This is a genomic window from Rhizobium sp. 05N49 (genome assembly GCF_056396805.1).
Genome location: NZ_JBFTME010000030.1, coordinates 17,829 through 43,281, shown reverse-complemented (window position 1 = coordinate 43,281; position 25,453 = coordinate 17,829). Strand labels below are relative to the sequence as shown.

General features: G+C 58.6%; 26 protein-coding genes and 3 pseudogenes. 14 read left to right on the top strand and 15 right to left on the bottom strand.

The genetic code is table 11. The features are described 5' to 3' along the window. Positions 1-40: 40 nt before the first annotated feature. Positions 41-262: pseudogene (locus AC1DF8_RS33435) on the bottom strand (IS21 family transposase); the annotation flags it as partial. Between the two features lie 280 nt (positions 263-542). Further along, positions 543-788, bottom strand: coding sequence for a DUF982 domain-containing protein (locus tag AC1DF8_RS33430; protein ID WP_018115973.1), 246 nt, complete (start codon positions 786-788; stop codon positions 543-545). 116 nt (positions 789-904) lie between these two features. On the opposite strand from AC1DF8_RS33430, the gene AC1DF8_RS33425 reads away from it, so the two are divergent. The 6 genes from AC1DF8_RS33425 (at position 905) to AC1DF8_RS33400 (ending at position 4,024) form a co-directional block, all read left to right on the top strand. Next, on the top strand, positions 905-1,042 hold the full coding sequence (locus tag AC1DF8_RS33425) for a hypothetical protein (protein WP_018115974.1): 138 nt from the start codon (positions 905-907) through the stop codon (positions 1,040-1,042). Between the two features lie 12 nt (positions 1,043-1,054). Beyond that, on the top strand, positions 1,055-1,228 hold the full coding sequence (locus tag AC1DF8_RS33420; protein WP_478156994.1) for a hypothetical protein: 174 nt from the start codon (positions 1,055-1,057) through the stop codon (positions 1,226-1,228). Positions 1,229-1,363: 135 nt separating this feature from the next. Further along, complete coding sequence (locus AC1DF8_RS33415; protein ID WP_478156992.1) at positions 1,364-1,714, top strand: YdaU family protein; 351 nt, start codon at positions 1,364-1,366, stop codon at positions 1,712-1,714. A gap of 543 nt (positions 1,715-2,257) precedes the next feature. After that, the gene (locus AC1DF8_RS33410) at positions 2,258-2,629 is read left to right on the top strand and encodes a hypothetical protein (RefSeq protein WP_478156990.1); all 372 of its coding nucleotides are present in this window, start codon (positions 2,258-2,260) and stop codon (positions 2,627-2,629) included. Between the two features lie 521 nt (positions 2,630-3,150). Continuing rightward, positions 3,151-3,579, top strand: coding sequence for a phage terminase large subunit (locus AC1DF8_RS33405; protein ID WP_478156988.1), 429 nt, complete (start codon positions 3,151-3,153; stop codon positions 3,577-3,579). Positions 3,580-3,607: 28 nt separating this feature from the next. After that, positions 3,608-4,024, top strand: coding sequence for an NUDIX hydrolase (locus AC1DF8_RS33400; protein WP_478156986.1), 417 nt, complete (start codon positions 3,608-3,610; stop codon positions 4,022-4,024). Between the two features lie 386 nt (positions 4,025-4,410). Here AC1DF8_RS33400 and AC1DF8_RS33395 read toward each other — a convergent pair whose 3' ends face one another. Both AC1DF8_RS33395 and AC1DF8_RS33390 read right to left on the bottom strand, forming a co-directional pair. Beyond that, positions 4,411-4,674 carry a DUF982 domain-containing protein gene (locus tag AC1DF8_RS33395; RefSeq protein WP_018115981.1) on the bottom strand — a complete coding sequence of 88 codons (264 nt, stop codon included), beginning with the start codon at positions 4,672-4,674 and terminating at the stop codon, positions 4,411-4,413. A 601-nt stretch (positions 4,675-5,275) separates the two neighbouring features. Continuing rightward, a complete protein-coding gene (locus AC1DF8_RS33390) occupies positions 5,276-5,491 on the bottom strand; it encodes a hypothetical protein (RefSeq protein ID WP_478156983.1) in 216 nt (71 codons plus the stop codon). A gap of 604 nt (positions 5,492-6,095) precedes the next feature. On the opposite strand from AC1DF8_RS33390, the gene AC1DF8_RS33385 reads away from it, so the two are divergent. Further along, positions 6,096-6,470 (top strand): hypothetical protein, encoded by a 375-nt coding sequence (locus AC1DF8_RS33385; protein ID WP_478156981.1) that lies wholly within the window; start codon positions 6,096-6,098, stop codon positions 6,468-6,470. On the opposite strand, the pseudogene AC1DF8_RS33380 reads toward AC1DF8_RS33385, so the two are convergent. The 4 genes and pseudogenes from AC1DF8_RS33380 to AC1DF8_RS33365 all read right to left on the bottom strand — a co-directional run. Next, positions 6,436-6,576: pseudogene (locus AC1DF8_RS33380) on the bottom strand (integrase core domain-containing protein); the annotation flags it as partial. The gene AC1DF8_RS33385 and the pseudogene AC1DF8_RS33380 sit on opposite strands and share 35 nt — an antisense overlap. 449 nt (positions 6,577-7,025) lie before the next feature. Continuing rightward, positions 7,026-7,289: a hypothetical protein gene (locus AC1DF8_RS33375; protein ID WP_018116003.1), complete on the bottom strand. Its 264-nt coding sequence runs from the start codon at positions 7,287-7,289 to the stop codon at positions 7,026-7,028. A 264-nt stretch (positions 7,290-7,553) separates the two neighbouring features. Continuing rightward, positions 7,554-7,820: a BON domain-containing protein gene (locus AC1DF8_RS33370; RefSeq protein ID WP_018116004.1), complete on the bottom strand. Its 267-nt coding sequence runs from the start codon at positions 7,818-7,820 to the stop codon at positions 7,554-7,556. Between the two features lie 135 nt (positions 7,821-7,955). Next, entirely contained in the window at positions 7,956-8,222 is a 267-nt protein-coding gene (locus tag AC1DF8_RS33365) for a DUF1488 family protein (RefSeq protein ID WP_478156979.1), read from the bottom strand. A gap of 635 nt (positions 8,223-8,857) precedes the next feature. Between AC1DF8_RS33365 and AC1DF8_RS33360 the strand changes: the two genes are divergently transcribed. Next, positions 8,858-9,073 carry a hypothetical protein gene (locus AC1DF8_RS33360; RefSeq protein WP_113207605.1) on the top strand — a complete coding sequence of 72 codons (216 nt, stop codon included), beginning with the start codon at positions 8,858-8,860 and terminating at the stop codon, positions 9,071-9,073. Positions 9,074-9,787: 714 nt separating this feature from the next. On the opposite strand, the gene AC1DF8_RS33355 is transcribed toward AC1DF8_RS33360, so the two are convergent. Further along, the gene (locus tag AC1DF8_RS33355; protein ID WP_113207907.1) at positions 9,788-10,744 is read right to left on the bottom strand and encodes a formylglycine-generating enzyme family protein; all 957 of its coding nucleotides are present in this window, start codon (positions 10,742-10,744) and stop codon (positions 9,788-9,790) included. A 431-nt stretch (positions 10,745-11,175) separates the two neighbouring features. On the opposite strand from AC1DF8_RS33355, the gene AC1DF8_RS33350 reads away from it, so the two are divergent. From AC1DF8_RS33350 to AC1DF8_RS33340, 3 genes are all read left to right on the top strand, one after another. Beyond that, on the top strand, positions 11,176-12,849 hold the full coding sequence (locus AC1DF8_RS33350) for an arylsulfatase (RefSeq protein ID WP_478157023.1): 1,674 nt from the start codon (positions 11,176-11,178) through the stop codon (positions 12,847-12,849). A gap of 457 nt (positions 12,850-13,306) precedes the next feature. Beyond that, positions 13,307-15,748 carry an arylsulfatase gene (locus tag AC1DF8_RS33345; RefSeq protein ID WP_478156977.1) on the top strand — a complete coding sequence of 814 codons (2,442 nt, stop codon included), beginning with the start codon at positions 13,307-13,309 and terminating at the stop codon, positions 15,746-15,748. Positions 15,749-15,758: 10 nt separating this feature from the next. Further along, positions 15,759-16,172 (top strand): hypothetical protein, encoded by a 414-nt coding sequence (locus tag AC1DF8_RS33340; RefSeq protein ID WP_018116011.1) that lies wholly within the window; start codon positions 15,759-15,761, stop codon positions 16,170-16,172. 204 nt (positions 16,173-16,376) lie between these two features. On the opposite strand, the gene AC1DF8_RS33335 is transcribed toward AC1DF8_RS33340, so the two are convergent. The 3 genes from AC1DF8_RS33335 to AC1DF8_RS33325 all read right to left on the bottom strand — a co-directional run bounded on the left by AC1DF8_RS33335 (position 16,377) and on the right by AC1DF8_RS33325 (position 19,324). After that, positions 16,377-17,165 carry a hypothetical protein gene (locus AC1DF8_RS33335; RefSeq protein WP_478156975.1) on the bottom strand — a complete coding sequence of 263 codons (789 nt, stop codon included), beginning with the start codon at positions 17,163-17,165 and terminating at the stop codon, positions 16,377-16,379. Positions 17,166-17,365: 200 nt separating this feature from the next. Next, positions 17,366-18,205 (bottom strand): hypothetical protein, encoded by an 840-nt coding sequence (locus AC1DF8_RS33330; protein WP_478157021.1) that lies wholly within the window; start codon positions 18,203-18,205, stop codon positions 17,366-17,368. 108 nt (positions 18,206-18,313) lie between these two features. Next, positions 18,314-19,324 carry an HAD family hydrolase gene (locus AC1DF8_RS33325; RefSeq protein WP_478156973.1) on the bottom strand — a complete coding sequence of 337 codons (1,011 nt, stop codon included), beginning with the start codon at positions 19,322-19,324 and terminating at the stop codon, positions 18,314-18,316. Between the two features lie 188 nt (positions 19,325-19,512). Between AC1DF8_RS33325 and AC1DF8_RS33320 the strand changes: the two genes are divergently transcribed. The 3 genes from AC1DF8_RS33320 to AC1DF8_RS33310 all read left to right on the top strand — a co-directional run bounded on the left by AC1DF8_RS33320 (position 19,513) and on the right by AC1DF8_RS33310 (position 22,485). Further along, positions 19,513-21,396, top strand: coding sequence for a sensor histidine kinase (locus AC1DF8_RS33320; protein WP_478157019.1), 1,884 nt, complete (start codon positions 19,513-19,515; stop codon positions 21,394-21,396). Then, the gene (locus tag AC1DF8_RS33315; protein WP_018116016.1) at positions 21,396-22,013 is read left to right on the top strand and encodes a response regulator transcription factor; all 618 of its coding nucleotides are present in this window, start codon (positions 21,396-21,398) and stop codon (positions 22,011-22,013) included. Before AC1DF8_RS33320 ends, AC1DF8_RS33315 begins: the two co-directional genes overlap by 1 nt. A 100-nt stretch (positions 22,014-22,113) precedes the next feature. After that, positions 22,114-22,485 carry a response regulator transcription factor gene (locus AC1DF8_RS33310; RefSeq protein WP_018116017.1) on the top strand — a complete coding sequence of 124 codons (372 nt, stop codon included), beginning with the start codon at positions 22,114-22,116 and terminating at the stop codon, positions 22,483-22,485. Between the two features lie 363 nt (positions 22,486-22,848). Here AC1DF8_RS33310 and AC1DF8_RS33305 read toward each other — a convergent pair whose 3' ends face one another. The 3 genes and pseudogenes from AC1DF8_RS33305 to AC1DF8_RS33295 all read right to left on the bottom strand — a co-directional run bounded on the left by AC1DF8_RS33305 (position 22,849) and on the right by AC1DF8_RS33295 (position 25,280). Then, positions 22,849-23,238: a hypothetical protein gene (locus tag AC1DF8_RS33305; RefSeq protein WP_478156971.1), complete on the bottom strand. Its 390-nt coding sequence runs from the start codon at positions 23,236-23,238 to the stop codon at positions 22,849-22,851. Between the two features lie 53 nt (positions 23,239-23,291). After that, a complete protein-coding gene (gene groL / locus AC1DF8_RS33300) occupies positions 23,292-24,917 on the bottom strand; it encodes a chaperonin GroEL (RefSeq protein ID WP_018116019.1) in 1,626 nt (541 codons plus the stop codon). 65 nt (positions 24,918-24,982) lie between these two features. After that, positions 24,983-25,280 (bottom strand): annotated as a pseudogene (locus AC1DF8_RS33295) (co-chaperone GroES). Positions 25,281-25,453: the final 173 nt, after the last annotated feature.

Below are 25,453 nucleotides of genomic sequence, written 5' to 3'. Positions count from 1 at the left end.
GACTGGGCACAGGTCCATCGCGAGCTGAAGCGCAAGCAGGCGCGCGACGATGACCCGTCTTCGTCCCCGCCGCTTTATAGAGAACCGCTTCCAGGGCCGCGTCGGTGACGTCGTCGTTCAGCGGCCACAACAGCTCCGTAACTGCGGCACGCCGAAGCGTCTCGCGCACCGTCGACGGCGCACCTCCAACCCGGATCGCAATCGACTTGTGCCCAAGTCCTTGCTCAAATCGATATCTTAGTATCTCGCGGACACGCCGCATCTCCAGTCTCTCCGCAGGCATACCGTTCCTTCCTTGTCACCATCGACGGAAGGAACTTCACACCGGCAGACCACCCTTGCCAGATGCCCGCCAAAGGGGGCGACATCATTTCGGAATCAGGGGGCGGGTTGCCTCGGAATTTGCAGTGTACCATTATGGCTGCTCTCCAACTGTCTGGGCCTCAAAGAACGTTAATTCCCCGCTGCCTCGCATCGTTCTAGATCAAGTGAGTAATAATCATTTTGCTGGGAGCGCGGCATCAATCGACGCTCAAGCTCGATCAACGTCTGAGAATGCCGGCTTCTTCAGCCGCGCGGATGAAGGCGAGCTGTGCTTTTTCTCTGGCGACCTTCCCGTCCATAGAGGCGAGACAGGCTCGCCGAGCAGCGGAAAAGGATTTGCCCCCCTTGATTGGCCAAGAGGTCATCAGGCACGCCATGGCATCACGCGTGCTGGTGACGCTCCGGAAATGATCGGAGTTTTCGATCATCAGTTCGATTGGCTTGTCCCAAAGATCGTCGCTCATGTTGGCACCTCAGGAGGAGGATTCCCCGGGAATGAAATACGCAGCCTGCCCAGTCGTTCCGGCTATCGGACCAAGGTCCCTGGTGCGTATGCGACTAAAGGCCGGGGTGTGCGGCGATGACCTTCCTCGAAGCCTTCACCAAGTACCGGCCTGACGTCGAGGGTATCGCCGAAGCCCTTGGCATCACCCCACAAGAAGCGGACCGCCTCATCAACGATCTCATGGATCGCCGGTACCAGAAGCGCGCAGTATAGCCGGAGGCCGGTATGAAGGAGAGCCAGATCCATAAGGCTGTCGTTGCCCACTGGCGCGCTCTCGCTGTGCCTGGAACGTTCATCGGCACGATTCCGAACATGGGAGCAACGGGCCAACACGGTCTTACAGAGAGCCTCCAGGACCTGATCGTCATCGGTCCGAAGCTCCACGGCTATCTCGATTGAAAAACAGAGACCGGGAAGTTCACCGGCCCGTAGCGCGACTTCAAAGCCCTCTGTGAGGCTCACGGCATTCCGCACCTATGGCAGGGACGAGCCTATCAGGCTGCCCGGGGACCTTGGATTTATCAGGAGGGCAGCATGAGCAACCGCGCCCGGATGCCGCTCCATGTCGGCGACTATCTTGCAGACACCGGCCATGTCACTGCGACCGAGCACGGCGCCTATCTGCTGCTGATCATGCACTATTGGCAGAACGGATGCCTGCCGGAGAACGAGCGCATCATCGCCCGCATTGCCAAGCTTTCGCCTGAGCAGTGGGAGGAGAGCCGCGACATGCTCGCAATGTTGTTCGGCCCAGGCTGGACCCACAAGCGCATCGATGCCGAGCTGTCGAAGGCGGACGAGATCATCGAAAAGCGCCGATCCGCAGCAGAGGCACGGCGTGAAGCAATCTTCCTCACTTCGTTCGGAAGACGCGAGCGCGCCTGAACCAATCCTGATTGCGAAGAATTTTGGGAAGCCTACCCGAACAAGATCGGCAGGCCGTCGGCTGAGAAAGCTTTCTCCCAAGCCATCAAGCGCGCCAGCCTCCACGAGATCATGACCGGCGTCAGGGCCACGTCCTAAAGACCGACGACCGTCGGTGGTGCCTCCGGTCAAGTGGCTCTCCGACCGATCGCTGGAAAGACCTGCCGGCCAAGCCTCACGACAAGCAGCCTTCAAAGCCAAACGGCTTGGCTCACCTGCGGCAGACGCAGTCCCGAGCACAGTACATCGCCCAAGAGTTAGCCCGTTCCGAGAGGAGTTTCAAATGATCGCAGCAGCCAGACAGTTCACTAGCGCAGCGGAGATGCGCGCCGACTACACGGCGGTGCATCAGCGCTGCTCCAATCCAGGGGTGCCGGCGAAGCCTGAGCCGGTCGTCATCGAGGCGGCGGCAAGATTCATCACCAGGAAAGTCCCTCTCTGGAAGGTGAAGGATACAGCAAGGTCCACGCCGGAGCCTCTGGCAATCCTAAGACCACGGCAGCGATGAACATGCGCGAGAGCCCGATCGCCATGATGGCGGCCAAAGGGCATCTTGAACCCCATCAGGTCGAGGCCGCGATCAAGTTCCGGCGACTGTGGGAGTCGCTGGCGCGCGGGGAACCGATCACGGACCGCCGGATTGACGCCGGGTTCAAGCTTCAGGAGTGCCGCGAACTGCTCGGCCGCCGGCACTACGACGTCGTCAGCCGCCTTGCCGGAGAGGGCTGCACCATTGCCGAACTCAGCGCGTCGAAGCGCGCTCGGCACACACTCGCCGACTACCTGAAGGACGTTCTGGACGATTTGGCTGTGCGTTGGGGCTTCCGAAAGCGAAAGACACCACAGAATTCGCGATCGGTAGTGTTGCCAAGGTAAACCTTGCTAGGTATTTAGTGACTAGTGTGGTGATTTGCTCAGAGCGGTCACCGAATCAGCCGCCTCCGGGCGGCTTTTCAATTTCAGGCATCGATCTTCGCGGCTGGCTTCTTCCGCTTCCGCGGTGCTATTGCCTTGATAGCAGTCCTGCTGCTCGCTAACTCAGCATCCCTCGCAAGACGCAACTCGCGAAGGCGAGCAGTCTTCTCGTCGCGGGCGGCGTTTCGAGCTGAAGTAAGTGCTTGAGATTCCTTGGTGGTGATCTCGGCTTTGTCTTGCAGGGATTTATGGGTCATCGCTTTTAAGTAGCGCGCTAGCGTCGAAATAGAAGACCGACGCAGCCCCTCAATTTCCTAGATCGGACGGTTTCCCGTTGAAACAATACGGTCTGGCGAAGCACATTCTGATGGCCAAAGGGATGGCTCGTGACCAGCGAGAACCCTGCGGCCCGCCCTGCATGTCGGAGTAGAGCAGCCCGGTAGCTCGCTTGGCTCATAACCAAGAGGTCGCGCGGTCGGGCCTTGTCGTTGGGGGGCTATCAAGAGTTCTGCGACTTGAATTTTACGTTACGGCCTTCGGTCGACTTTTGGGAGCAGGTTTTTCTCGGGCAGGCAGACATCGCGGTTCTCCACGGTCTACGTTCAAGCTCAAAGACCAGAGACACGGCCTGCCAGTTGGTGCGCCTTGTCGACCACGTAGGCGTCAGGATGCGCCTTCTCTGCATACGCCGCTTCCAGCACCGCATTCAGGATTCGGTCTATACCGAGCTGAAGTGGGCTATCGCTCACCTCGGACTTGAGGCAGCATACGACGTCCAGAAGACGACGATCATCCACCGGCGGACCGGAGCGGAGTTCATCTTCTACGGCATCGAGCGAAACCTTGGCTGTCCCGCTTGCTGCGTTGGCGACGCCGAAGCGCGGTCGATCCTTCAAAAATACTCGTTTTGACCTATCATCTGTCTGACGAGGTGAGTCGATGGGACGTTCAACACATTTGTCCGAAATGGCTCAGAGGTCCGTCGAAATCCTGCTAGGGCGGACGATCGACCAATGCGGTGCGATTTACTTCCGGATGAACGACATTGGGGCAGTTGAAGTGCTGCTGATCATCAGCCGAGACACCGGCAGGTGGATAGTTCCAAAAGGAAATATCGAAAAGAACGGGCCCTTGTACAAATGCGCTCGACGCGAGGCATTGGAGGAAGCCGGCGTCATTGGATGCGTAGGTAAGAAATCCATCGGTTATTTTTCCTCCCTGAAGGACTCGTCCAAGCCTCCTTTTTTAGTGAGCGTTTTCGCCCTTCAGGTCGAAAATGCGGCCGACGAATTCAAAGAAGCGGGTATCCGAAAACTCGTCTGGGTTTCGCCCAGAAGCGGCGGCTTTGGTCGATGAGCCAGAACTAAAGGGAATCTTCAGATTGATCTCTAGTGATTTCGCACCAAAGACTTTTCGAAAGGCGATTGGGAGGCGTTTCGTCTCGAAATAGGGGCTGATTATAACCGTCCCATCATTGGTACCGGCCCGCGTCCGACAGCAGCGATTGGAGGTGGACTGCCAGGTTAGGACGTAGCCGGCGCGGGAATATAATCTGGATGAGCTCTCGATATCAAGTTGCTAATCGGGCTTAACCCGACCGCCATATCACTTCGGGGCGTGCAGACTACACGTCTGCAGCGTCCAGATCGGCGCATTGCTCAGGGCTCAATTCTCGTCCCATCTCGGGCCAATAGACGGGAGCGTCCTATCGCAATAGATATCCGGGTTTACGTGCGGAGATTTCAATGAATCACGGAAACCGCCGCGACACCGGCTTCATTGGCTGCTCGCAGGATAGCGCTTCTCAGTTCCACGCTGTTGGCCTTTCCGGTCATCACGTCGAGGCAGGCTTTCACGGCTGACAAAAATTCCTCGCCGTCGTCCGATGGCCAATCTTTGATCAAAGCGGTGGCAGCCTCATGGACGGTGCGAACAATCAGCCGCCGGCCAGGGTCCTTGAAGATGAGGATGACTTGATCAAATTCGGTTGATGTGTCGAATCCCATTACGCAATACCCCGCAGCGACCAGTCCACACAAATATGAGTGTGAGCTAATCACGGGGTTGCGGTCGCGTGAAAAATGCGTGACATGTGACGCCAGTCACATCGTGCTCCTGCCTTGATCCACGAGCGGACGGACTGCCGCTGGCAATCGCACTAAAGTCCTGCGCCTGTCATCTCAACGCCTTAAGCGACTATTTTGGGAACGATGGAGTGTTGAATACATTCTAACTGTGTCTCGGCGCCTTCCCAGTCGCCGTGACGGGCCGAAAGGTAGAGGGCTCGCCGCTGTGACAGGAGGCGAGCCTTTGCCTGTCTAGGTGCCTTCGGCAACGTCGGCCGGAGAGGGGCAATCATATTCAACTAGATTTGAAAAAAAAGCCCGCCGAAGCGGGCAGATCGAAGTGGAAAGGAGGGGCCGCACGACCGATGCTCTAGAAGGGTCAGTGGGCGTGCGCATCAGCCGCACGGTCCATTCAGCCATAACTGACGCCGTTGCTAAAAGTTCCGTGTCGAGACTATAGTTTGGGTAGGCACTCGAAGCGCCAGGAATTGGATGAGTGCGCGCGAGCTGGACGCGGTGGCTTGAATGAATGAGGCCGTCGCTATCGAACAAAAGCCGAGATCCATTTCAGTCGGTCCATAGCGTAGCATTTTCTCTGATAGCGTCGGCTCAAGAGCGCGTTGTTATCTTCACTGATATATCCGGCGTTCCATGCCTTATCATCAATCGCCATCTGGATCACTAACTTACTGTTGGCTTCTTCGACAGTTCGTCCGGCAAACTTCAAATCTTTTTTATTGTAACGTCTGCTTTTCATACGACTGCTCCAGACCAACGCGATCCTGCTTATTACTTTAAACCGATCGAGCTCGCTTAAGTTCCCTATTCAACGTCACAGGAACGGCAATCTGCGGGGTAGTCACTGTGGTTGTGGTGTTCGTTACCCACTATCCAAATTGGCGATAGTGGGCAGATACCTCCAGTCTTCCATTGCGGTATTCTTTAAGTAGTAGGTGATTGGGGGGTGCATTCATGACTATGTCAGGATGCTCGATTTTCGGATCAAGGAGCGCTCAGACAGGCATACGACGCCGGCGGGCTCCTAACCTCGCAGAACATGCCACGGCTACCCGCGTCAATGAGACGATCGCCTACGGGTGGATGATGCTGATCGTGACCTTGGTGCTCGGGTATACTGGATTCGCCACGGCCCAAGATATAGCCCCGATCTGGCGCACCGGTAGAGCTCGCCCGTATCGGGACTTCGAAGAGGACCGGGAGCCGCCTCCCTGTAGCGAGCCGGAACCTTTCGAGCTTCCTGGCCGCCCATTCAATTCAAATGACACCGGGAGCCGATGATGCTCGCAATAATTGGCGCCGTCATCAGCGACATAGGCCGCCTGATCGGAATCGGCGGCGTCTTGTTCATCGGCCTCTTGCTCTACAAGGAAGACATCCCCGGCGCGAACCGCATACCGTTCTTGCCGAGCATTCCGATCCTTGGCGATCTCACCGCCGGTCCGGTTCACACCCATGCGGCCCAGCAAGTGAAGCTCGCGACAGATGACCTGGTGACGAAGTTTGAACGGGACACACTCGCCTGGCAGCTTGGCGAGGAACGTCGTCGCGCGACGGAAGCGGCGCTGATCACCGAAGAGTACCGCAAACGCGCTGATGCCGCCCTGCGGCTCAAAGCGGAAAGAGGTGGCTCGGTTTGTCTGAACAGTTCCGGGCGTTTTGGTAAGTGGATTTCCGCCTCGATTATGCCGCCACCATCATTGGTGACAGCGCGTTGAAGTAGGCCAGATCCAGGGTCTGCCGGTCAAGGGATGAATGTGGGCGTCGGCTGTTGTAAAAGTTCAGATACCTGCCAATGTCAGCGCGAGCCTCGGACACGGTCTTCTGGCTTCAAATCCCCGACCAAAACTGTGAGGATTATATACGCGCGGCGGAAGCTTTGATTGCGGAACGCTTCGATGTCGTCTGCTTCCAGCACGAGTTCGGAATTTTCGGTGGCGAAGCCGGAAGCCATATCGTCGCGCTGCTGGTGTGCCTCGAAATGCCGGTCGTGACAACTCTTCACGCGGTGCTGGCGAAACCCAACCCTGCGCAAGGTCGTGTTCTCACTCGGATCATCGAGATATCCGCGAAAGTCGTTGTGATGGCGGAAAAGGGCCGGTCGCTATTGCGTCAGGTCTACGGCGTCCAGATGGAGAAGATCGACGAAATCTCTGATGGGATCCTGGATATTGCTTTCAGCGAGCCTGATGTGGCAAAAGCTAAACTCGGCTTCGGGAACCGTTCCGTCATCCTTACGTTCGGCCTGCTGTCACCGAACAAAGGTATCGAGATCATGATCGTGGCTTCCGCGGCTGCTTGGGCAACGAACCGCCGCGCGCTGCGCGCAGTCTTCCTGCCGCGTCCGCCTCTCTTCCGGCGATCTTTCTGCTGTGGTCGTCACGGGCTTGTTCCAGTTCCTCAATGGTCGGAAGCGGGCTGCGCGCCGACGTCCTGTCGCCCGCCTGGTCCTTGTCTTTTCCGGGCGTGTCAGCCGAAGACGCTTTATCGATGTCCGCATCCAACGTTGTGCGGGCGGCCTCGGCTTCGGCGATCATTTCCCTGGCGGAGGGGCTTTGGCCAGGACGGCTCTCATTCGCATTGGCATGCCGGCCTGTGGTGGAGAGGGCCGGTCTGGTGGTCTCGTCTATTCTCTTGCGCATCGCTTATCCATCGGTCGCTTGCGTGGGGGCGGTTCTGGGCTGGCTGCCGGCCCGCACCCGGCAACGTGGAACCCGGCGCGGGGCCGGGCTCCTCGCCTCCGGCTGGCTTCGACCTTGGCCGGAAGTCGGCGCGCAGCCGCGCCGAGATGAAAGAGTGCGCTAGAGATCGCGCGTCAGCTCGTTATGAACGCTGCGCACGCCACGCGTTCGCAAAGTGGCTTCTTCGGCGAGCCAGATTTCCTCGCTGATGGAAACCCAGCCGGCAAGCGTGATGTCTCCGCCGCGCGCCGTCACGAATATATAGCTGGGGTCGAGATCGCCCGTATGGGCAAGCGCATCATAAACCGCCGTTTCGAGATCAACGTCCTGGGGCCGAGCTCGCGGGGCATCGTCCACTACGCTCAGATGTTTTCTATCGACTGACATTGCTCATCTCCGTGTGCGGTTCATCCCGGGTGTAAAAGCAAGACACGCTACGGCCTTCAGACTGGCTTGCCACTCCTCAGGCCGCTGTCTCCATGCATGTCGCATGAGACCGCCGCGAACTGTTGCGGGACATGCCTAGCGGTGGACATCCTTCTCCGTCAGCGTGTATCGGTCCTTACCGCCGCGGCCGTAGACACCGGATGCTGCCTCCAGAATGGCGGGGCGCGCCGCGTCGAAGGCGCTCAGGCATTCGGCTTCGGTTCGGCTCGTCTGGGAGATGGAGCGCAGCGCGCTCGTCTCGATCAGAAATCGCACCTCGAACATGCCATCATAGCCGGAGAAACGAACCCCATYGCGGCCCTCGTCGAAACTACGGCTCTTATTGGGGAAGATCAGGGGCATCGAGGTCTCTCCAGAAATCGTTTACTCCGGCTCCTGCCGGAAACTCTTGGGCACGACACCTGTTATCGGCGGGATAGGCACGTCGGGCTCACATCGGGTCTGGGTCAGATGTCTTTTCAGGCTGTATCTTCGGCGCGCTCTTTAACGTCCGCGGGCGGACGACAGCCATTGCTGTCATCCCTTGCGGACGCGTCCATGCTGTTCAGGATCGCTGGAAAAAACTGCTCTGCAAGGTGCCGGGTGCAGCGCGTCTTTGCCGATGAAGGGCTCTTTTGTTCCGGATACCTCTATGATGGGATATGGGGCGCGGTCCGGATATTGCAATGACTTGCTGCCAATAAACCCCGCTAACCCAGGGGCGCGCGGCTGACGCCGTTACCGCATCCTCCAAGAGCCCGAGGAGATCTCCTTACGAGGTTGTTCAGGACCGCAAGTCCGGCAAAAGCTCCGCCGAAAATCTTCAGGCAGCTTAAAGTTTTCACTCGCCCCGCTGACCACGGATGTACCGGCAGCAGAGCGGAGTGACTGCGAGGTCGGGTTAGCGCCCGGCTTTTGTTTTTGGACCGAGCTCTGACGGCTTTGATCCAACCCGACTTCTTGGATGCGTCCGAGCGCCAGACCGAAAGAAGATTATCATGACCATGACGAAGCAGGCATTTTTCAAGCCCGAAAAAATCTCGGCACGAGACAAGGCCGCGACCACGAGTGAGATCGCGCGGCAGATCATCGAAACGGAGAGGGCTGACCAGACCCGGAAGACTGCGCGCTTGCGTCAATTGCGCGAGGCGCAGCCGGTCGAGCCAAAGCCGGTCCGCCCAACTCGACGCCGAAAGACAGCAATTCCGGCTTGATGGCAACCGTTGAACGGAGCTGGTGTGGAAACACGCTTTTGTCGGGTCAATGCCGCCCCGGGCGCATGAATCGGAAGGACCGGATATGACTGCCACTCCTACAAATATTCTGCCAAGCTTCCCAATGCCACTCCAGTAGCCGTCACCGTGATCAGCTTTGTTTTTCTCATGTTCTTGATGGGGAGGGCTGGCTTTGGTGAACATATCCAACCTGAAGCAATCGCTGCTGCGCAGGCTTCTGAAGCGAGCAGATTACGCCACGCTCGATAGATGTGCCATGCCTACAAAGCATATAGTCGCGGCTGCAATATTACTCTGTACGCTTTCAGGATGCGCAACTACCGGCACAGAGAATAATTCCTACGCGACCCGCGCCGGGATTGTCCCAGTTCGTGGCAGCGGCATTAACGGCTACTGACCCTATCTGCACTCACGCGGCGTTCTGCATGCCTCGATTGCGGTCATCTTTCCTCCAAGATCGTCGCATCAAGCGCTTAGCCTGTAGAAATTCCGTGAAGGCAGTTAAGAGGCTGTAGGCATTCGCGCCACCTAACGTGCCGCACTGGGCGATATCTTGCACCGCATATCCGAATCCGCTCGGAAACGCCGCCGCCTCCGACCGAGGCGTTCTGACATCATGTCCAGAAGCGCCCTTCCATTTGGCGCCCATGCCATGCCAAGATCGACGTGACCATACCCACCCGAGCGCCCCGCTTAGTCCTTCAGGACTCGCGTGACGCATCGGAACCCAACATGGCTAGTCGACGTGTCTTCTGGTTCCGCATGGCGGGCGGCGGGACGGTAACGCCGACAGTAGTTCTGCGCGCAAAGATGCGATCCGCCCTTCAGCACCCGCCTCGGAATCCGAATTTCCGGCTCGCGGGGATCGAAGCTCGCGTCTCGATCGCCGCCCCGCGGATTCCGGGGAATGCAGCATGATTTCGCCGCAGGTTCCGAGTGGCGGGTCGACCAGAAATCCGACGTCCATTCCCAGACGTTGCCGATCATGTCGTGGATGCCGTAGCCATTCGCCGGGAACGAGCCCACGGGCGATGTTCTATCCCCTCCCGCGGGCTTTGCGCTCACTGTGGGAAACGCACCCTGCCAGATGTTGGCCATGAGTCTTCCGCCGGGGATCAATTCGTCACCCCATGCGAATTCGGCGTCCTCGAGACCGCCGCGAGCGGCCAGCTCCCATTCGGCCTCGGTCGGCAGGTCCTTCCCGGCCCAGTGGGCATACGCTAGGGCGTCGCTATAGGCAACGTGGACGACCGGATGGTCGAGCTTCCCGCGGATATCGCTGCGGCGGCCATAAGGATGCCGCCAGTCGGCGCCGAACTTGAACGACCACCATTGTCTAATGTCAGGGCCGACGACGGTTTTCGGCTGAGTGAACACCAGCGATCCGGCGCGCAGCATGCTGGGAATGGCGCCGGGATAGTCTGACGCGTTTGGGGTCTTTTCTGCGACGGTGACATGACCGGTAGCTTTGACGAACGCTGCGAACTGACGGTTGGTCACGGGCGTCACGTCCATCCAGAAGCCGTCAACCTTTACCGGATGGGCGGGGGCCTCCTCAGGATAGTGCCTATCCGATCCCATGGTGAACGTTCGGGCAGGCACCCAGGCAAAGCTCCCAAATCCCGTACCATTTGTGTCCACTGCGCCCATGGCACTGTCCATCGCTAGAACGTCCCTGCAGCCAACTTATGACACGCGGTCGCGGCTGCTGCCTATTGTCCTTTAGGGAGGTCGCGATGCGGTCGCAGAAATACGGCGTGAACGGCCCCTGTTACTGGCAATTCGTAGCCTCGTCCCGACGGATTCCCCAAAGGGCAATATCTGATAGTGCTAATACAATGTAGACAATGGATTGAAGAGTGGACATGCCCTCTTCGGCAAGTCGAGGGTGACTGCGCGCGAGGGACGACAGCCGCGTTTTTATCGAAATGATCTGTCCGATTTGTCATTCGGCAAATTAGACGTCGCCGACACCCTCTTCTGATTCTACTCGTCTTTCAACCAACCTTGGTCGTCCGTGTGGCGACCCCCTAAGGGAGGCATTCGAAATGAGACGGACTACAAAGTTGATAACAGCAGCAATGGCGGTCGCAGGCAGCCTGTTGGCGAGCACGGCGGCAATTCAGGCGCAGGAGACCAGGAAGCCCAACATCCTGTTCATCATGGGTGACGACATCGGCTGGATGCAGCCGAGCATCTATCATCAAGGTCTCGCAGTCGGTGAAACGCCCAATATCGACCGTATCGGCCGGGAAGGGGCGAAGTTCATGACTTACTATGCCGAGCAGAGCTGCACGGCCGGGCGGACCGCGTTCATCACCGGCATGCAGCCTGTGCGCGTCGGCATGGTTCTGCCGGAGATTCCCGGAAGCCCGTCCTACCTGCGGGCCGGCACGCCTCACCTCGCCAGGTTCCTGTATGATCTCGGTTACTCGACAGGGGAGTTCGGCAAAAATCATCTCGGAGATACCACCGAATCCCTGCCGACGGCACACGGGTTCCAGGAATTCTGGGGCTACCTCTATCACCTTGATGCCATGCAGGGCGTGAGCTTTCCCGACATCAACAAGACCGCGACGGAGCAGGGGATCGCCCCCCCTTGCAGAAACACACCGGTCCCCGGCCTAACGGAAGACCCGGCGTCCGTGGACGCCAAGACCACGACCTGCCTTACGCCGCCGCGTCCGATGCTCGCGTGCACATCCTCCGACGGGTCGCCGGCCAACCAGACATGCAAGGATGAGGGCCCGCTGACGCTTGAACGCTCCAAGACGATTGACGAAGAGATTTCAGGCAAGGTCATCGATTTCCTTGACAGGAATGACCCCGAGAAAACCAAAAAGCCCTTCTTCGTCTGGTACAACCCGGCCCGCATGCACATTACGACGGTGCTGCCCGACAAGTATCTGAACATGGTGGGCGAAGTCGGCGGAAAGGACTGGGGCGTCAATGAAGCCGGCATGAAGCAGATGGACGACAACATCGGCTACGTTTTGAAGAAGCTCGAGGAGATTGGCGAACTCGACAACACGATCATCGTCTTCACCACCGATAACGGCGCCGAGACGATCACATTCCCGGACGGTGGCACCACCCCGTTCAAGGGCGGAAAGCTCAGCACCTGGGAAGGCGGCATGCGGGTGCCGCTTGTGGTTCGCTGGCCGGGGCACATCGAGCCCGGCACGGTGAAGAACGAGATGTTCTCGGCGCTCGACTGGCTGCCGACGTTGGTCAACATCGCGGGCGGTCCGAAGGGCGATGGTCTTAAGAAAGAGATCGAGGCGGGTACGTATCCCGGGATTGTCAAGACGACGCTCGACGGCATCGATCAACGTGACTACCTGGAAGGCAAGTCTCCATCCGCGCGCGACAGTTTCTTGTATTATTCCGGCAAGGAGCCGTCGGCTGTCCGCTACAAGAACTGGAAGATGTACTTCGCCATGGTCTCCGACGATCCGGCTGGCTTCATTGACGGGGTGAGGCCGTACRCCTGGACGCAGGTCGTCAACATCAAGCGCGATCCGTTTGAGACCTCGGTCGGACAGCAGATCAAGACACTCTTCGGTATGGGCGGCGCCATCGCTTCGCCGTCCACCGCCTATGTCTACGACTGGAACATCCTGCCCATCGGTCAGCAGTTGTGGCTGAAGCATCTCGAGACCTATATCGCTTTCCCGCCGCTTCAGAGCCCTGCAAGCTACAATCTGGAGCAGGTCATGCAGCAGGTACGGGAAATGAAGACTGGTCGCGATTGACGCGCGCAGTTTCGTAACGACTTCGGAGCGGACGCGCCTCGCGGCGTCCGCTCTGTCGTTCACCTATCAGTTCCTGGCGTCCTTGATCGCCTCTACCTGATCAGCACGCTCGCCGCCATCGTCAACGGCCACAAACAAAGCCGGATCGACGAGCTCTTTGCGTGGCATCATCCAACCTCAGAAAGCAAGTTCCGCCAAGATCCCTGACGTCCCTAAGTGGAGCTCGGCTGCCGAGGGCACCCGTATCATACGGTATTCTACTATACAGTCGGGCGGCAATCAGGCACGGTATGGCATACGGTTGCATGTGTCCGGGAATAGAAGCGCTGCCAACGATTGCTCAGGTTCATTCTCGCCGGACGCCTTCATGGTTTCCGACCGTTGTGCTCGAACGAGCGAATACTGGTTCTGTACTTCCTCACAGACGCTGCTTCGCTTGGCCAAGAGGAGGGGTTCCATGCGTCGCCATCGTGTATTGCATATCTCTCGCAGCTTGATTGCCGCGCTGGGTTTCACCGCCTTGACCGGGGTCGGCTGTCCGGCGGCATCCGCGCAGGCCGGATCGGGAGAGCCGGGAGCGACGACCACTCTCGACGGCAAGCAGCTTCCGACGCCCACGCCGGAATTTGGCGGGGTGATCAAGGAGAAGGCCTCCGAGTCACAGCCCTGGTGGGCGCCGCGCGTCGTGCCGCCGAAAGGCGCGCCGAACGTGCTGTTGATCATGACGGATGATCAGGGATTTGGCGCGCCGAGCACATTCGGCGGCGTCATTCCGACCCCTGCGATGGACCGCATTGCAAACCAGGGTCTGCGTTTCACCAATTTTCATTCGACATCGCTCTGTTCGCCGACGCGGGCCGCGTTGATCACCGGGCGGAACCACCATTCGGTCGGCGCCGGTGTCGTCGGCGAAATTGCGACCGGCTATCCGGGCTACGATTCCATCATCCCGGTCGAGAAAGGCACCATAGGCACGATCCTCAAGGAGAACGGCTATGCGACATCGTGGTTCGGCAAGAACCACAATACCCCGTCCTATCAGTCGAGCCAGGCAGGGCCGTTCAATCAATGGCCGACGGGAATGGGCTTTGAATATTTCTACGGTTTCGTCGGCGGCGACGCCAGCCAATGGCAGCCTAACCTCTACCGCAACACGACGGCCATCTACCCATTTGAAGGCAATCCAGGCTGGAACCTGGAAACGGCGATGGCTGACGAAGCCATCCACTACATGAAGCAATTGAAGGAGATCGCTCCCGAAAAGCCCTGGCTCGTCTATTACGTGCCCGGCGCCACGCATGCGCCGCATCATCCCACACCGGAATGGGTCAAGAAGATCAGTGATATGCACCTCTTCGACGAAGGGTGGAACAAGCTGCGCGAAACGATCTTCGCCAATCAAAAGCGGCTCGGCATCATGCCCGAGAATGCGCAACTGACGCCGTGGCCAAAGGAACTGCCGGAATGGGATACACTGGACCTGGAAGAGAGAAAACTCTTCATCAAGCAGGCGGATATCTACGGCGCCTACCTTGCTTATGCCGACAATGAGATCGGCCGAGTCATTCAGGCCGTCGACGACCTCGGCGAACTCGACAACACGCTGATCATCTATATCGGCGGCGACAATGGCGCGAGCGCGGAGGGCATGCTCAATGGCACGCCGAACGAGTTTACCACTTTCAACGGCATCCCGGTGCCGGTGAAGGACCAGTTACTCTGGTATCCGTTCTGGGGATCGGAACGGACATTCCCGCACTTTGCCGCGGCTTGGGCCTGGGCGATGGACACGCCGTTCAAGTGGGTGAAGCAGGTGCCGTCGCATTTCGGCGGAACCTCGCAAGGGGTGGCGATGTTCTGGCCCGGCCACATCACTGATGTGGGCGGTATCCGCCGCCAGTTCTCGCACGTGATCGACATCGTGCCGACCATCCTCGAAGCCACCGGCATCCCGGCACCCGAGACGATCAACGGCATTGCTCAGAAGCCGGTCGAAGGGGTGAGCATGGCCTACACATGGGACAAGGCAAATGCCGATGTTCCCACCCGGCATACGACGCAATATTTCGAGATGCTCGGCAATCGCGCCATCTACGATAATGGCTGGGTGGCAGCGACGACGCCAGCAACCCGGCCGTGGGAGCTGAGCACCGCCACGCCGCCCGACGTCATCACCGGCTATAACTGGGAACTCTACAACGTCAACGATGACCCGACCCAGTTCAGCGACCTGGCCGCCAAGATGCCCGACAAGCTCAAGCAGATGCAGGACCTCTTCTATTCCGAGGCGAAGAAGTACGACGTGCTGCCGCTCGACAATTCGACGCTTTCCCGCTGGAACACGCCGCGCCCCAACCTGACGGCCGGGCGAACCGAGTTCACCTATTCGGGGGCACTGAGCGGTGTGCCGCCCAGCGCTGCACCGAGTGTCCTCAACAAGTCCTATACGATCACGGCCGAGGTCGAGATACCCGAAGGCGGTGCGGACGGCATGATCGTGACCGAGGGCGGACGGTTCGGCGGTTATGGTCTGTTTCTTAGCAAAGGCGACTTCGGCGTCGGACGGGGCAAGGTTGTGTTTCTTTACAACCTTCTCGACCTCAAGCGCACGATGTGGGAAGGGCCGGAACTGGAACCCGGCAAGCATCAAATCGTCTTCGAGTTCAAGTCCGATGGTCCGGGCCTCTGCAAGGGCGGTAGCGGCATCCTGTCGGTGGACGGCAAGGAGGTGGCGACAAACTCGCTGGACCATACGACCCCGGTTACCTTTCCGGAGGACGAAAGCTTCGACGTTGGACAGGACACGCGCACAGGGGTCACCATGATCGAATATCGGTACGACGCTCCATTCAAATTCACCGGCAAGATCGACAAGCTGACCTTCAAGCTCGGGCAGTAGTGGGGGCGGCATGTTTGAAACGATAGGTGCAAATGTAAGGCTGCTGCTATCGGTAACAGGCGTGGTTGAAGCGGTCACGGGGGTGGCATTGCTGCTGGCTCCCGCGCTGTTGATCGAGGTGCTCCTCGGGGCCGTGCCAGACACGCCTGTCGGCACCACGGCCGCCCGTGTTGCTGGAGCAGCAGTACTGAGCCTGGCTGTCGCTTGCTGGTTTGCGCGGGATGACTTAGAAGGCAAGGCTGCCAGGGGATTGGGCATAGCGATGCTGTTCTACAATTTCGCCGTGGCCGCCACACTCACACTTGGGTGGCTTCGCCACGGTATCTCCGGTATCGCTTTTTGGCCGGTCGTCGCGGCGCACGTCGGACTCGGCGTCTGGTGTGTAGCATGCGGCTGGGCATGGACCCGCCTCGCGAAACGCTAGCGCGCTGCTCATGCTCTGCTGTTGATGCATCGTTGCCATAGCGTCGATTCTCGGAATTATGCTGCCAAGGTGTGAGCGGCGCACCGCTTACTCTCTGTTTCCTGATGGCGTCGTTCTTCCGGCTACTGCAGGACATTAGGCTTCACAGAGCGAGCATGACGTTCAGCGGCACGGTGACAAACGAGTACCTTGGCTGCAGCAGCGCTAGAAGTGGAAGGATACACCGATAATGGGTCCTTGCTGGACGACGTCGAAGACAAACCCGTCGTTCTCGTAGTCGACGCCTAGTGCCCGGTATCCGGCGACAGCCGAGATGGTGTCGTTGAACTTATAACCGAGGCCGAGGCCAACATCCCAGTCGAGGTCGGCGCCGCCACCGCCCACCAGACCCCATCCTGTGAGATAGATTTCCTGGGTGAAAAAGTAATTCCCGCGCAGGCCGACAACGGCATCCACCCACGTGGCACTATCATCCCGCTCCACGCCGGCCAAAAGTCCGCCGTTAAAAGAGATGTCGGTCTCGACTGACCACACTTTCATACCGCCGAACACGTCAAGGTGACCATTCTGATCTTCGAGCACGGCGTAACCCAGGCCGAGAACCCCTGCAAAGGTCTCCGATGTCACGCCGACGCTGTCGGCAAAGATGCCGCGGGGTGTGTGCGCATCGGCACCCAGCTTTACGTAGATCATGTCGCCGACGATGCTGTAGCGATCATATCTTGCTTCGGCAGTCGCCATGAATGCGAAGTCGAGATTGTCGAAAATGTCGCCGAAATCGGCATCGATGCCGACCTCGGGAAGTCCGAATTGCCGTACATCCCCGGAAATTCCGGCAGCCCAAAAGTATGGAGCGACCGTGAACTCCCAGCCGCTTTGGGTCTCGACCGTTTTCGCATCCGACGCGAGCGGTGTGATATCGGTGGCATTGCCGATCGATGCTAAAGAGATGCCAGCTAGCAGGACAATCGCATGCAAGTGAATGGCCTTCATGAGAATCCCCCGATCTCGTTTGAATCCAGCACTGCTTCCGAGGGAGACTATGTGACAGCAAGTGGATTCCCGCAATACGAACCACCTATTGGGAGTTGCGAGCGAGGCGGAATACCGAAGGGTGTGGCCCGCCGGCATCAGGCCTGTCTCCTGCTGGGAAGAGAGGGAAACGCGGCCAAACTGGCGTCTCCCTTTGAAGATCAATAGCAAGGCGGGTACGGATAGTAGCCGCATTGCTGGTCGTTGTAGTAGGGATAGTAGGGGCGAACTGCAGCGGCCCCAATGGCCGCACCGGCCACCACGCCCGCTGCGACCGGAGCACCGCGATACCACGCGCCGTGATAGACGGGTGCGTGCCAATAGGTGCCCCCGACACGATTGATGTTCGTGTCGCCGATATCCACGTCGTCTCCACGGAAGTCGCCGCGGAAATTACCTCCCGCGAAGTCTCCGCCGTGGAATCCGCCGCCCCCGAAGCTGCCGCCGCCAAAGCCGCCGCCATGGAAGCCACCGAAGCCCCCGCCGCCAAATCCTCCTCCACCCCCGAAGTGATCGATGAACAGCGCGGCCGGCCCAGACACACCGCTTAGGCTACCCTCCAGAATGGTGATGTCGAAGGTCAGCGTCGTGCCATCGAGTTTCGGAGCCTTGAGCGTCACGACGGCGTCGCTGACGTCCGATCCATCGCCGCCCAGCACCGACACAGTCGCATTCGGCGGATCGACGGCGAAATTATCCTTGCCGTCGTCCCATTGCATGATGAACTGTTCGGTTGCCACATGACCGGCGGCTCGCACCGGCCGGTCAGCAAAGACGATCGAGTTTGCGGAGACACCCGTCAGAACGAGCTTGCCGTTTTCGATCTTCGCTCCGGCCGAATTGATGACCGCCAGCGACGGCACCGGACCGGTTGGCGTAACTATCCCAATAGACTTTTCGAGCGGTACGTGCGGCTTCTTCGGGGTGTCCTGTGCAAGGGCAGAGGTCGTGATCGCGAAACCTCCGGCAAAGACCAACGTAGCGAAACGATCGATTTTCATGGCGATATCCTCCCAGTCGGGACGGGCGGCATGCCCGTCGCCTGATGAATCCATTTGGAATCTGCTGTCACAAGTCTTTGGAACGCCCAGCCGCGAGGCGCATCCTCCTCAGTCCTTGAACATCTGCTTCCAGTCGGCTTTCATGTCGATGACGGTCCAGCCAGTTATTGCGGCCGCGTCGAGCGCCTTGTCGAGGCTGCCGAATTCGGTCTTGCGGTCGTAAGCGTATTCGCGCTCCGCATCGGTATGGTGCACGAGCATGCCGAGACGCGCAGGCGCTCCCGCCATCGTTGTCCATTGCAGCATTTCGAGATCGCCATCAGAATTGCCGAAAGCGGCAATCGGCCGGCGGCCGATCTGCTCGTTGATCCCGACTGGCTTGCCAGCCTTGTCGTCGATGAAGTTGACTTCCGGCAGACGATACAGGGTCGGCRTGTCGTCCTGCATCTTGAACTGCGTCTTGATCGAGGAACCGATGATCTGCTCCGGCGGGACGCCGTAAACCTTCTCCGTCCATGGCCGCATGAACTCCACGCCGCCCCCGGATACGATGAAGGTCTTGAAGCCGTTGGCGCGCAGATAGGAAAGCAGCTCGACCATCGGCTGGTAGACGAGCTCGGTGTAGGGTCGCTTGAACCGCAGATCGCGTGCCGTGGAAAGCCAGTCCGTGACGACCTTCTGGAAATCGTCGTTTGTCATTCCCGCATGGGTGACCATGATGAGCTCGAGAAGGCCCTTTTCGCCTGATGCGGCAAGTGTTTTCATATCGCCTTCGAGCACTGCCTTGAACGGCTGGACGTTTTTCCATTCCGGATGCTGCGGAGCGAGCGTCTTCACGCGGTCCAGGACGAAGGCCAACTGGGTGTACATAGGATGCTCGACCCAGAGCGTGCCGTCGTTGTCGAACACCGCAATGCGTTCGGGTTCCGGGACGAAGTCCGGCGAACCTTGCTTGGAAACCTTCTCGACAAAGGAGACGATAGCTGCCTTGGGCGCGGTATGGTTCCACGAGGGCAGCGGATCGCTCTGGGCCTGTGCAGAAGCCGCAAGGAAAAGTGCTCCGATGACGATCGAGATTGTGTTCCGTGCCGAGTTGACGAGGTGGCGGACATTAAACATTAGATGTACCCCCATAAGTGAGAGTCCGCGCCTTCCACCAGCGCTTTCCAAGTCTACCGAATGCGTTCCCCCACCGATATTGCCCTTTGGGGAATCGAGAACTCCAGCGGCAATTAACAGTGGTGCTTGCATCAGATGACGCCACACCAAAAAGGTGTTATCGTCTCACAGTTTTGGGGGGACGACCAATGGCTTTGGGCCATGGGGCAGGCGGATTGCGGTGCGCTGGTGTCTTGCTGGCGTGGGTTTTGCTGATCGCTGCGAACTGCGGCGCCATCGCCTCGGAGACGTCGCACGCAATCGTTGATCGGGTTCCACGGGTTCTCATTCTCTACCCATATGACGAGAGGCTCGTGGCGAYGACCGTTGCCGGAGAGGCGTTGCGAACCCGATTGCTGGAAGCCACAGACGGCAGGATCGACCTGTTTTCGGAATTCCTGGATCTGTCGCGGTTTCCGGAAGCGGAGCACGTCGCGCGCATGGTACGTTATATGGCGGAAAAGTACGCCTCTCGCCGTCCRGATGTAGTCGTGGCACTCGGCAAGGAGTCTGCCAGCTTGATATCGACGAACCGTGGGACGATCGCTCCCGATGCGAAGATCGTCGCGGCAGGCTTCGGCAACGCCACCGCCGAGAACATCGACCTACCAGATGACGTGATCGGAGCGTTCACGACATTCGACATTCTGAAGACGGCGCAAATGGCCCGCGACCTGCAGCCCAGCGCCCGTCACCTCTACATCATCGGCGGATCCTCGGAGTTCGACCGAGGATGGTTGGCGACGGCGCGCGTCGACCTAGACGAGTTCTCCAAGTCATACGAAACGACATACCTTGAAGATTTGACGATCGACGAATTCATCGAACGTGCCTCCCATGTCCCCTCCGACAGCATTATCCTGGCGTTGACGGTGTTCAAAGATCGGGCAGGGCGAAATTTCGTCCCGCGTGAGGCGATCAGGCAGATCGCAGCAACCGCCAACGCACCTGTCTATGGCCCCTACCAGACCTACATCGGCTACGGCGTGGTCGGCGGCAATACCGTCACCTTTGACACTTTGGGCCGCACCGTCGGAGACCTAGTCCTTGATCTCATTGCCGGCCGGGCGGCCTCGGATATTCAAGCAATTCAGACATATGTCGTGGATGCCCGGCAGCTCCGGCGTTGGGGGCTTTCGGAGGTGAACCTGCCCGCGGGCACCATTCAGATGCACAAGGAAAAGAGCCTCTGGGAAGAACACTGGTTGGCGGCAGCGGCGACGCTCGGCCTGGTTTTGATACAGGCGGGCGTCATCGCAGCATTGCTGCTCGAGCGACGCCGTCGCCGCGATGCGGAGAGCAGGTCACGCCTTCACCTGCTCGAAGCTGTCCATCTCAACCAGTCCGCAACGGCCGGCGCCTTGTCCTCGTCGGTCGCCCACGAACTGAACCAGCCCCTTGCGGCCATCCGAAACAATGCCGAGGCGGCGTCGGTGCTGCTGCGAAGCGGCAACCCGGATCTTGAGTTGATCCAGCAGATCCTGCTCGACATCCAGGAGGACGATCAGCGTGCGGGCGACATCATTGGCCGGATGAGAGGATTGCTCAAGAAGAGAAGCGAGATCGATTGGCAGGAGTTCGACCTGAACGATGTGGCTTCGAGCGCAATCCATATCATTCATGGCGAGGCCGAACGCAGGGGGATCACGCTAAGTACAAATCGACCGACGGCGGTTTTGCCGGTAAGGGCGGACAAGGTCCATGTACAGCAGGTCGTTCTCAATCTCGCCACCAATGCCATGGACGCCATGTTGGACGTTCCAGCCAAAAGAATGCTCACCTTTGCGACAGGAGTGGCGAACGAGAAGGCGGAGCTTTGTGTCGTTGATACAGGCAACGGCATTCCCGAAGAGAGGCTGTCCAGCATCTTCGAGCCGTTCTACACGACCAAGCAGGCGGGCACCGGACTGGGTCTTTCCATAGCACGCGCCATTGTCGAGACCTATGGCGGCTCGATCTCGGCTAAAAACCGACCTGAAGGCGGGGCCATCTTTCGCGTGGTCCTACCTCTTGCCCGAAGGGAGCAAGGGTGATGAAACCGGTCGTCCATATCGTCGATGACGACGAATCCTATCGAACTGCGACAGCACGCCTGCTCTCCGCCTATGGCCTAACGGTCGAAGCGTATGAGTCCGGAGATCAGTTTCTCGCCCATCTTCCAGGCTCCGAGCCGGGCTGCGTTCTCCTTGACCTACAGATGCCCGGCCAGTCTGGCCTGCAAATACAGCGCCAACTGTGCGAGCAGGCGCCGCTTTTGCCAATCATATTCCTCACGGGCGAAGGAGACATAAAGGCCAGCGTCGAGGCTATGAAGGCGGGGGCTCATGACTTTCTGGAAAAGCCTGGCTCGGTCTCGGTCCTGATCGAAACGATTGAACGCGCGTTGACACAATATGAAAAGTACCGTGCCGAGCACGAGCGTCTACAGGCACTGAGAGCCTTGGTTGCGAGCTTGAGCGCGCGTGAAGCCGAAGTCTTTGGGTTGATCATCCGTGGCCATCTCAACAAGCAGATTGCGTATGCCCTTGGTATATCGGAGCGGACGGTGAAGGTGCATCGCCATCAGGTCATGGAGAAGCTCCAAGCAAGGTCTCTGGCCGAGGTGGTATCGCTCGCCGCCGACATCGGTCGTACTGCGCTGTCGAAGTGATCGAACAATCTTCCCCTTAGGGCAATATCAAGCGACAGCCGACACGCCTACAATGGGGGTAATTGCGTATCTCGCGCACTGTCACGCATGAGGGCATGAGGTGGGAAAGCTTCGCCGCACTGTCGCTGTAGTCGATGATGATGCGAGCCTACGTCGAAGCGTCGGTCGGCTCCTCAATGCCTACGGATTTGCGGCTGTCGAATATGCATCGGCGGAAGCTTTTCTCCTTCATGACCCGAAAACGCCAATCGACTGTCTCGTGCTCGACATCGATCTCGGAGGCATGTCCGGCATCGAACTACAGCGCAAGCTGAAAGGGGACGGAGCGAAGCTGCCGACAATCTTCATCACCGCACTGGAAGACACGCGCCTGCAGACTGAGGCAGAGCAGGCCGGGTGCATCGCATATTTGCGGAAGCCCTTTGCGGGATCCGTACTCATCGACGCAGTCAAGAAGGCGCTCAGATCGTGAGTTCTTGATCAAGGAAAGAGAGCCACGACGGCAGGTCAGATGCGGATCATTTGTTCACCCCTGGCAGGGAGGCTGAAGATAGGGTCGATGGATCGAGTCCTTTCAAGAGCTTGATTGTAGGTCCTACTGATGTAGCCGAGCGGAGAGAATAAAGGCGTCCCTCATTCGACCGGCATTTTGGTGCCCAGACATATCCCGGTGATGATGCCAGAAGATTTATGTCCTCGCGCTGTCTGCCATCTATACGTGGGATTTTCGGTATCATCAGGTGATTATGACAATCGTTCCGGGGGTACGAAGTGAGGGAGGCAAACGAGGCGCTCCCGCAGGAGCGCCCAAGCTAGGGGAGCATCAAGCACGGCCCTAAACGGAGAGCGCCGCGCTGCAGCTTTCGGCGACACTACTGTCGACCGATGTTTGCCCCGGCATGAATGCCCACCCCCCCGTTTCGATGAACTGACGCTTTTTGTAGCTATCTAAAAGAGCCTTGAACTCGGTCAGTTTTCCGGTGGCGTCCGGTGCAGCCTTGAAGCGTTCGACGCATATGGCTGATGCAAGCTCTCCACGGGCCGTCTTGCCCGCAGCCGTCGCTGCCTGGAGTGAAGATCCGCCGGTCACCCAGCCACCCCAGTTAAAGCCGACGACGATGGTCGCGACCGCCGTCGCCACACATGCCCACACAAGAATGGTCTTGGAGGGCTGATACGAACTGAAACGCTGGAATATTGATCTCTTGCTGTTCTGCAGGGCCATGGGATTCTCTCTCCTCATAGATGGGGTCACTGATCCAAATTTCAGAATAAGCGTTACATCCTTCCGCCTGTATCAGGCACGCCGACGCCTGCACCGTCCTTTCTAGGAAGGTCCGCAATCATTGCTTCTGTCGTCACGAGAAGGCCGGCAACGGAAGCCGCATTCTGCAGGGCTGTCCGAACAACCTTGACCGGATCAACGATACCCATGGCGATCATGTCGCCGTACTCAGACGTCTGGGCGTTGTAACCGAAATTGTCGGTGTTACTTTCGAGGATACGGCCGACCACGATCGAGCCTTCGTCACCTGCATTTTCGGCAATCTGGCGTACCAGCGACTGCAGGGCCTTGCGAATGATGGTGATGCCGGCATTCTGGTCGTCGTTCTCGCTCCTGATATCGAGGACGATCGAGGCACGCAGCAGTGCCGTCCCACCGCCGGGAACGATGCCTTCTTCGACAGCGGCGCGGGTTGCGTTCAGCGCGTCGTCGATGCGGTCCTTCTTTTCCTTGACCTCGACTTCCGTCGAACCGCCGACGCGGATCACGGCGACACCGCCGGAAAGCTTGGAAAGTCGCTCCTGCAGCTTTTCCTTGTCGTAATCAGACGTTGTTTCCTCGATCTGCGCTTTGATCTGGGCAACGCGGCCTTCGATATCGGCCTTAGTGCCCGCACCATCGACAACTGTGGTCGCTTCCTTGGTGATCGAGACCTTCTTGGCGCGGCCAAGCATGTCAAGCGTGACGGTTTCCAGCTTGATGCCGAGGTCTTCGGAAATGACCGTGCCGCCGGTCAGGATGGCGAGATCTTCGAGCATCGCCTTGCGGCGGTCACCGAAACCGGGCGCCTTGACGGCAGCGATCTTCAGGCCGCCACGCAGCTTGTTGACGACAAGCGTCGCAAGCGCTTCGCCTTCGACATCTTCGGAAATGATCAGCAAGGGTTTGCCGGTCTGGACGACAGCTTCAAGGATCGGCAGCATAACTTGAAGATTGGAAAGCTTCTTCTCGTGCAGCAACACGTAGGCATCTTCCAGCTCAGCGACCATCTTTTCGGCATTAGTGACGAAATAGGGTGACAGGTAGCCGCGGTCGAACTGCATGCCTTCGACGACCTCGAGTTCGGTTTCAGCGGTTTTGGCTTCCTCGACGGTGATCACACCCTCATTGCCGACCTTCTGCATCGCGTCGGCGATATATTGACCGATTTCCTTTTCGCCATTGGCCGAAATAGTACCAACCTGGGCGATTTCCTCCGACGTATTGATCTTCTTGGCCTTGGCCAGCAGGTCCTTGACGACGGCTGCGACGGCAAGGTCGATGCCGCGCTTCAGATCCATCGGGTTCATGCCGGCAGCAACGGCCTTGCCGCCTTCGCGAACGATAGCTTGAGCAAGAACAGTTGCAGTGGTCGTGCCGTCGCCGGCAACATCGTTGGTTTTTGATGCCACTTCGCGCACCATCTGGGCGCCCATGTTCTCCAGTTTGTCGTCGAGTTCAATTTCCTTGGCGACAGTGACGCCGTCCTTGGTAATGCGCGGCGCGCCGTAGGACTTGTCGATCACCACGTTGCGGCCCTTGGGCCCCAGCGTCACCTTGACCGCGTCAGCGAGAATATCGACGCCACGCAGCAGCTTTTCGCGTGCATCACGGCCGAATATGATTTGTTTGGCAGACATTGAAAAACTCCCGGGCTCCTCGCCCTATGGACTTCATGAAAACGAGAAAACAATGCGCTCGGAAGTCATGCGATCACGCCCATGACGTCGGCTTCCCTTCATGATCAACAGGTCCTCGCCGTTGAACTTGATCTCGGTGCCGGACCACTTGCCGAACAAGATGCGGTCGCCGACTTTCACGTCAGGCGGGTTAAGGTTGCCACTTTCGTCGCGGGTACCAGAGCCAACGCCAGTGATTTCGCCTTCAGCTGGCTTTTCTTTGGCGGTGTCCGGAATGATAATCCCACCCTTGGTCTTACCTTCGGCCTCGATACGACGCACGACAACCCGGTCGTGCAACGGCCGAAAAACAGTAGTTAGCATTTTTGGGATCCTTTGACGGGAGCGAAACCCAATGGCCGCTCCCGATAGTGTACGTTAGCAGTCTAATGATAAGGGTGCTAGAGAATTCTTATGTGACGGCCAGCCGAGAGGAATTAAACGCCCGCCACGACTGAACACGAGGTATTTATCCGTACTAAAAACGCGACGAGGAA

Coding starts and splice junctions, on each gene's coding strand:
- AC1DF8_RS33335 (WP_478156975.1), bottom strand. CDS start 17,165: ATGAAGGCCATTCACTTGCATGCGATTGTCCTGCTAGCTGGCATCTCT.
- AC1DF8_RS33395 (WP_018115981.1), bottom strand. CDS start 4,674: ATGGGATTCGACACATCAACCGAATTTGATCAAGTCATCCTCATCTTC.
- AC1DF8_RS33340 (WP_018116011.1), top strand. CDS start 15,759: ATGTTTGAAACGATAGGTGCAAATGTAAGGCTGCTGCTATCGGTAACA.
- AC1DF8_RS33305 (WP_478156971.1), bottom strand. CDS start 23,238: ATGGCCCTGCAGAACAGCAAGAGATCAATATTCCAGCGTTTCAGTTCG.
- groL (WP_018116019.1), bottom strand. CDS start 24,917: ATGTCTGCCAAACAAATCATATTCGGCCGTGATGCACGCGAAAAGCTG.
- AC1DF8_RS33410 (WP_478156990.1), top strand. CDS start 2,258: ATGAACATGCGCGAGAGCCCGATCGCCATGATGGCGGCCAAAGGGCAT.
- AC1DF8_RS33430 (WP_018115973.1), bottom strand. CDS start 788: ATGAGCGACGATCTTTGGGACAAGCCAATCGAACTGATGATCGAAAAC.
- AC1DF8_RS33425 (WP_018115974.1), top strand. CDS start 905: ATGACCTTCCTCGAAGCCTTCACCAAGTACCGGCCTGACGTCGAGGGT.
- AC1DF8_RS33375 (WP_018116003.1), bottom strand. CDS start 7,289: ATGATCGCCGAAGCCGAGGCCGCCCGCACAACGTTGGATGCGGACATC.
- AC1DF8_RS33355 (WP_113207907.1), bottom strand. CDS start 10,744: ATGGGCGCAGTGGACACAAATGGTACGGGATTTGGGAGCTTTGCCTGG.
- AC1DF8_RS33360 (WP_113207605.1), top strand. CDS start 8,858: ATGACCATGACGAAGCAGGCATTTTTCAAGCCCGAAAAAATCTCGGCA.
- AC1DF8_RS33400 (WP_478156986.1), top strand. CDS start 3,608: ATGGGACGTTCAACACATTTGTCCGAAATGGCTCAGAGGTCCGTCGAA.
- AC1DF8_RS33415 (WP_478156992.1), top strand. CDS start 1,364: ATGAGCAACCGCGCCCGGATGCCGCTCCATGTCGGCGACTATCTTGCA.
- AC1DF8_RS33315 (WP_018116016.1), top strand. CDS start 21,396: ATGAAACCGGTCGTCCATATCGTCGATGACGACGAATCCTATCGAACT.
- AC1DF8_RS33330 (WP_478157021.1), bottom strand. CDS start 18,205: ATGAAAATCGATCGTTTCGCTACGTTGGTCTTTGCCGGAGGTTTCGCG.
- AC1DF8_RS33370 (WP_018116004.1), bottom strand. CDS start 7,820: ATGTCAGTCGATAGAAAACATCTGAGCGTAGTGGACGATGCCCCGCGA.
- AC1DF8_RS33390 (WP_478156983.1), bottom strand. CDS start 5,491: ATGAAAAGCAGACGTTACAATAAAAAAGATTTGAAGTTTGCCGGACGA.
- AC1DF8_RS33420 (WP_478156994.1), top strand. CDS start 1,055: ATGAAGGAGAGCCAGATCCATAAGGCTGTCGTTGCCCACTGGCGCGCT.
- AC1DF8_RS33345 (WP_478156977.1), top strand. CDS start 13,307: ATGCGTCGCCATCGTGTATTGCATATCTCTCGCAGCTTGATTGCCGCG.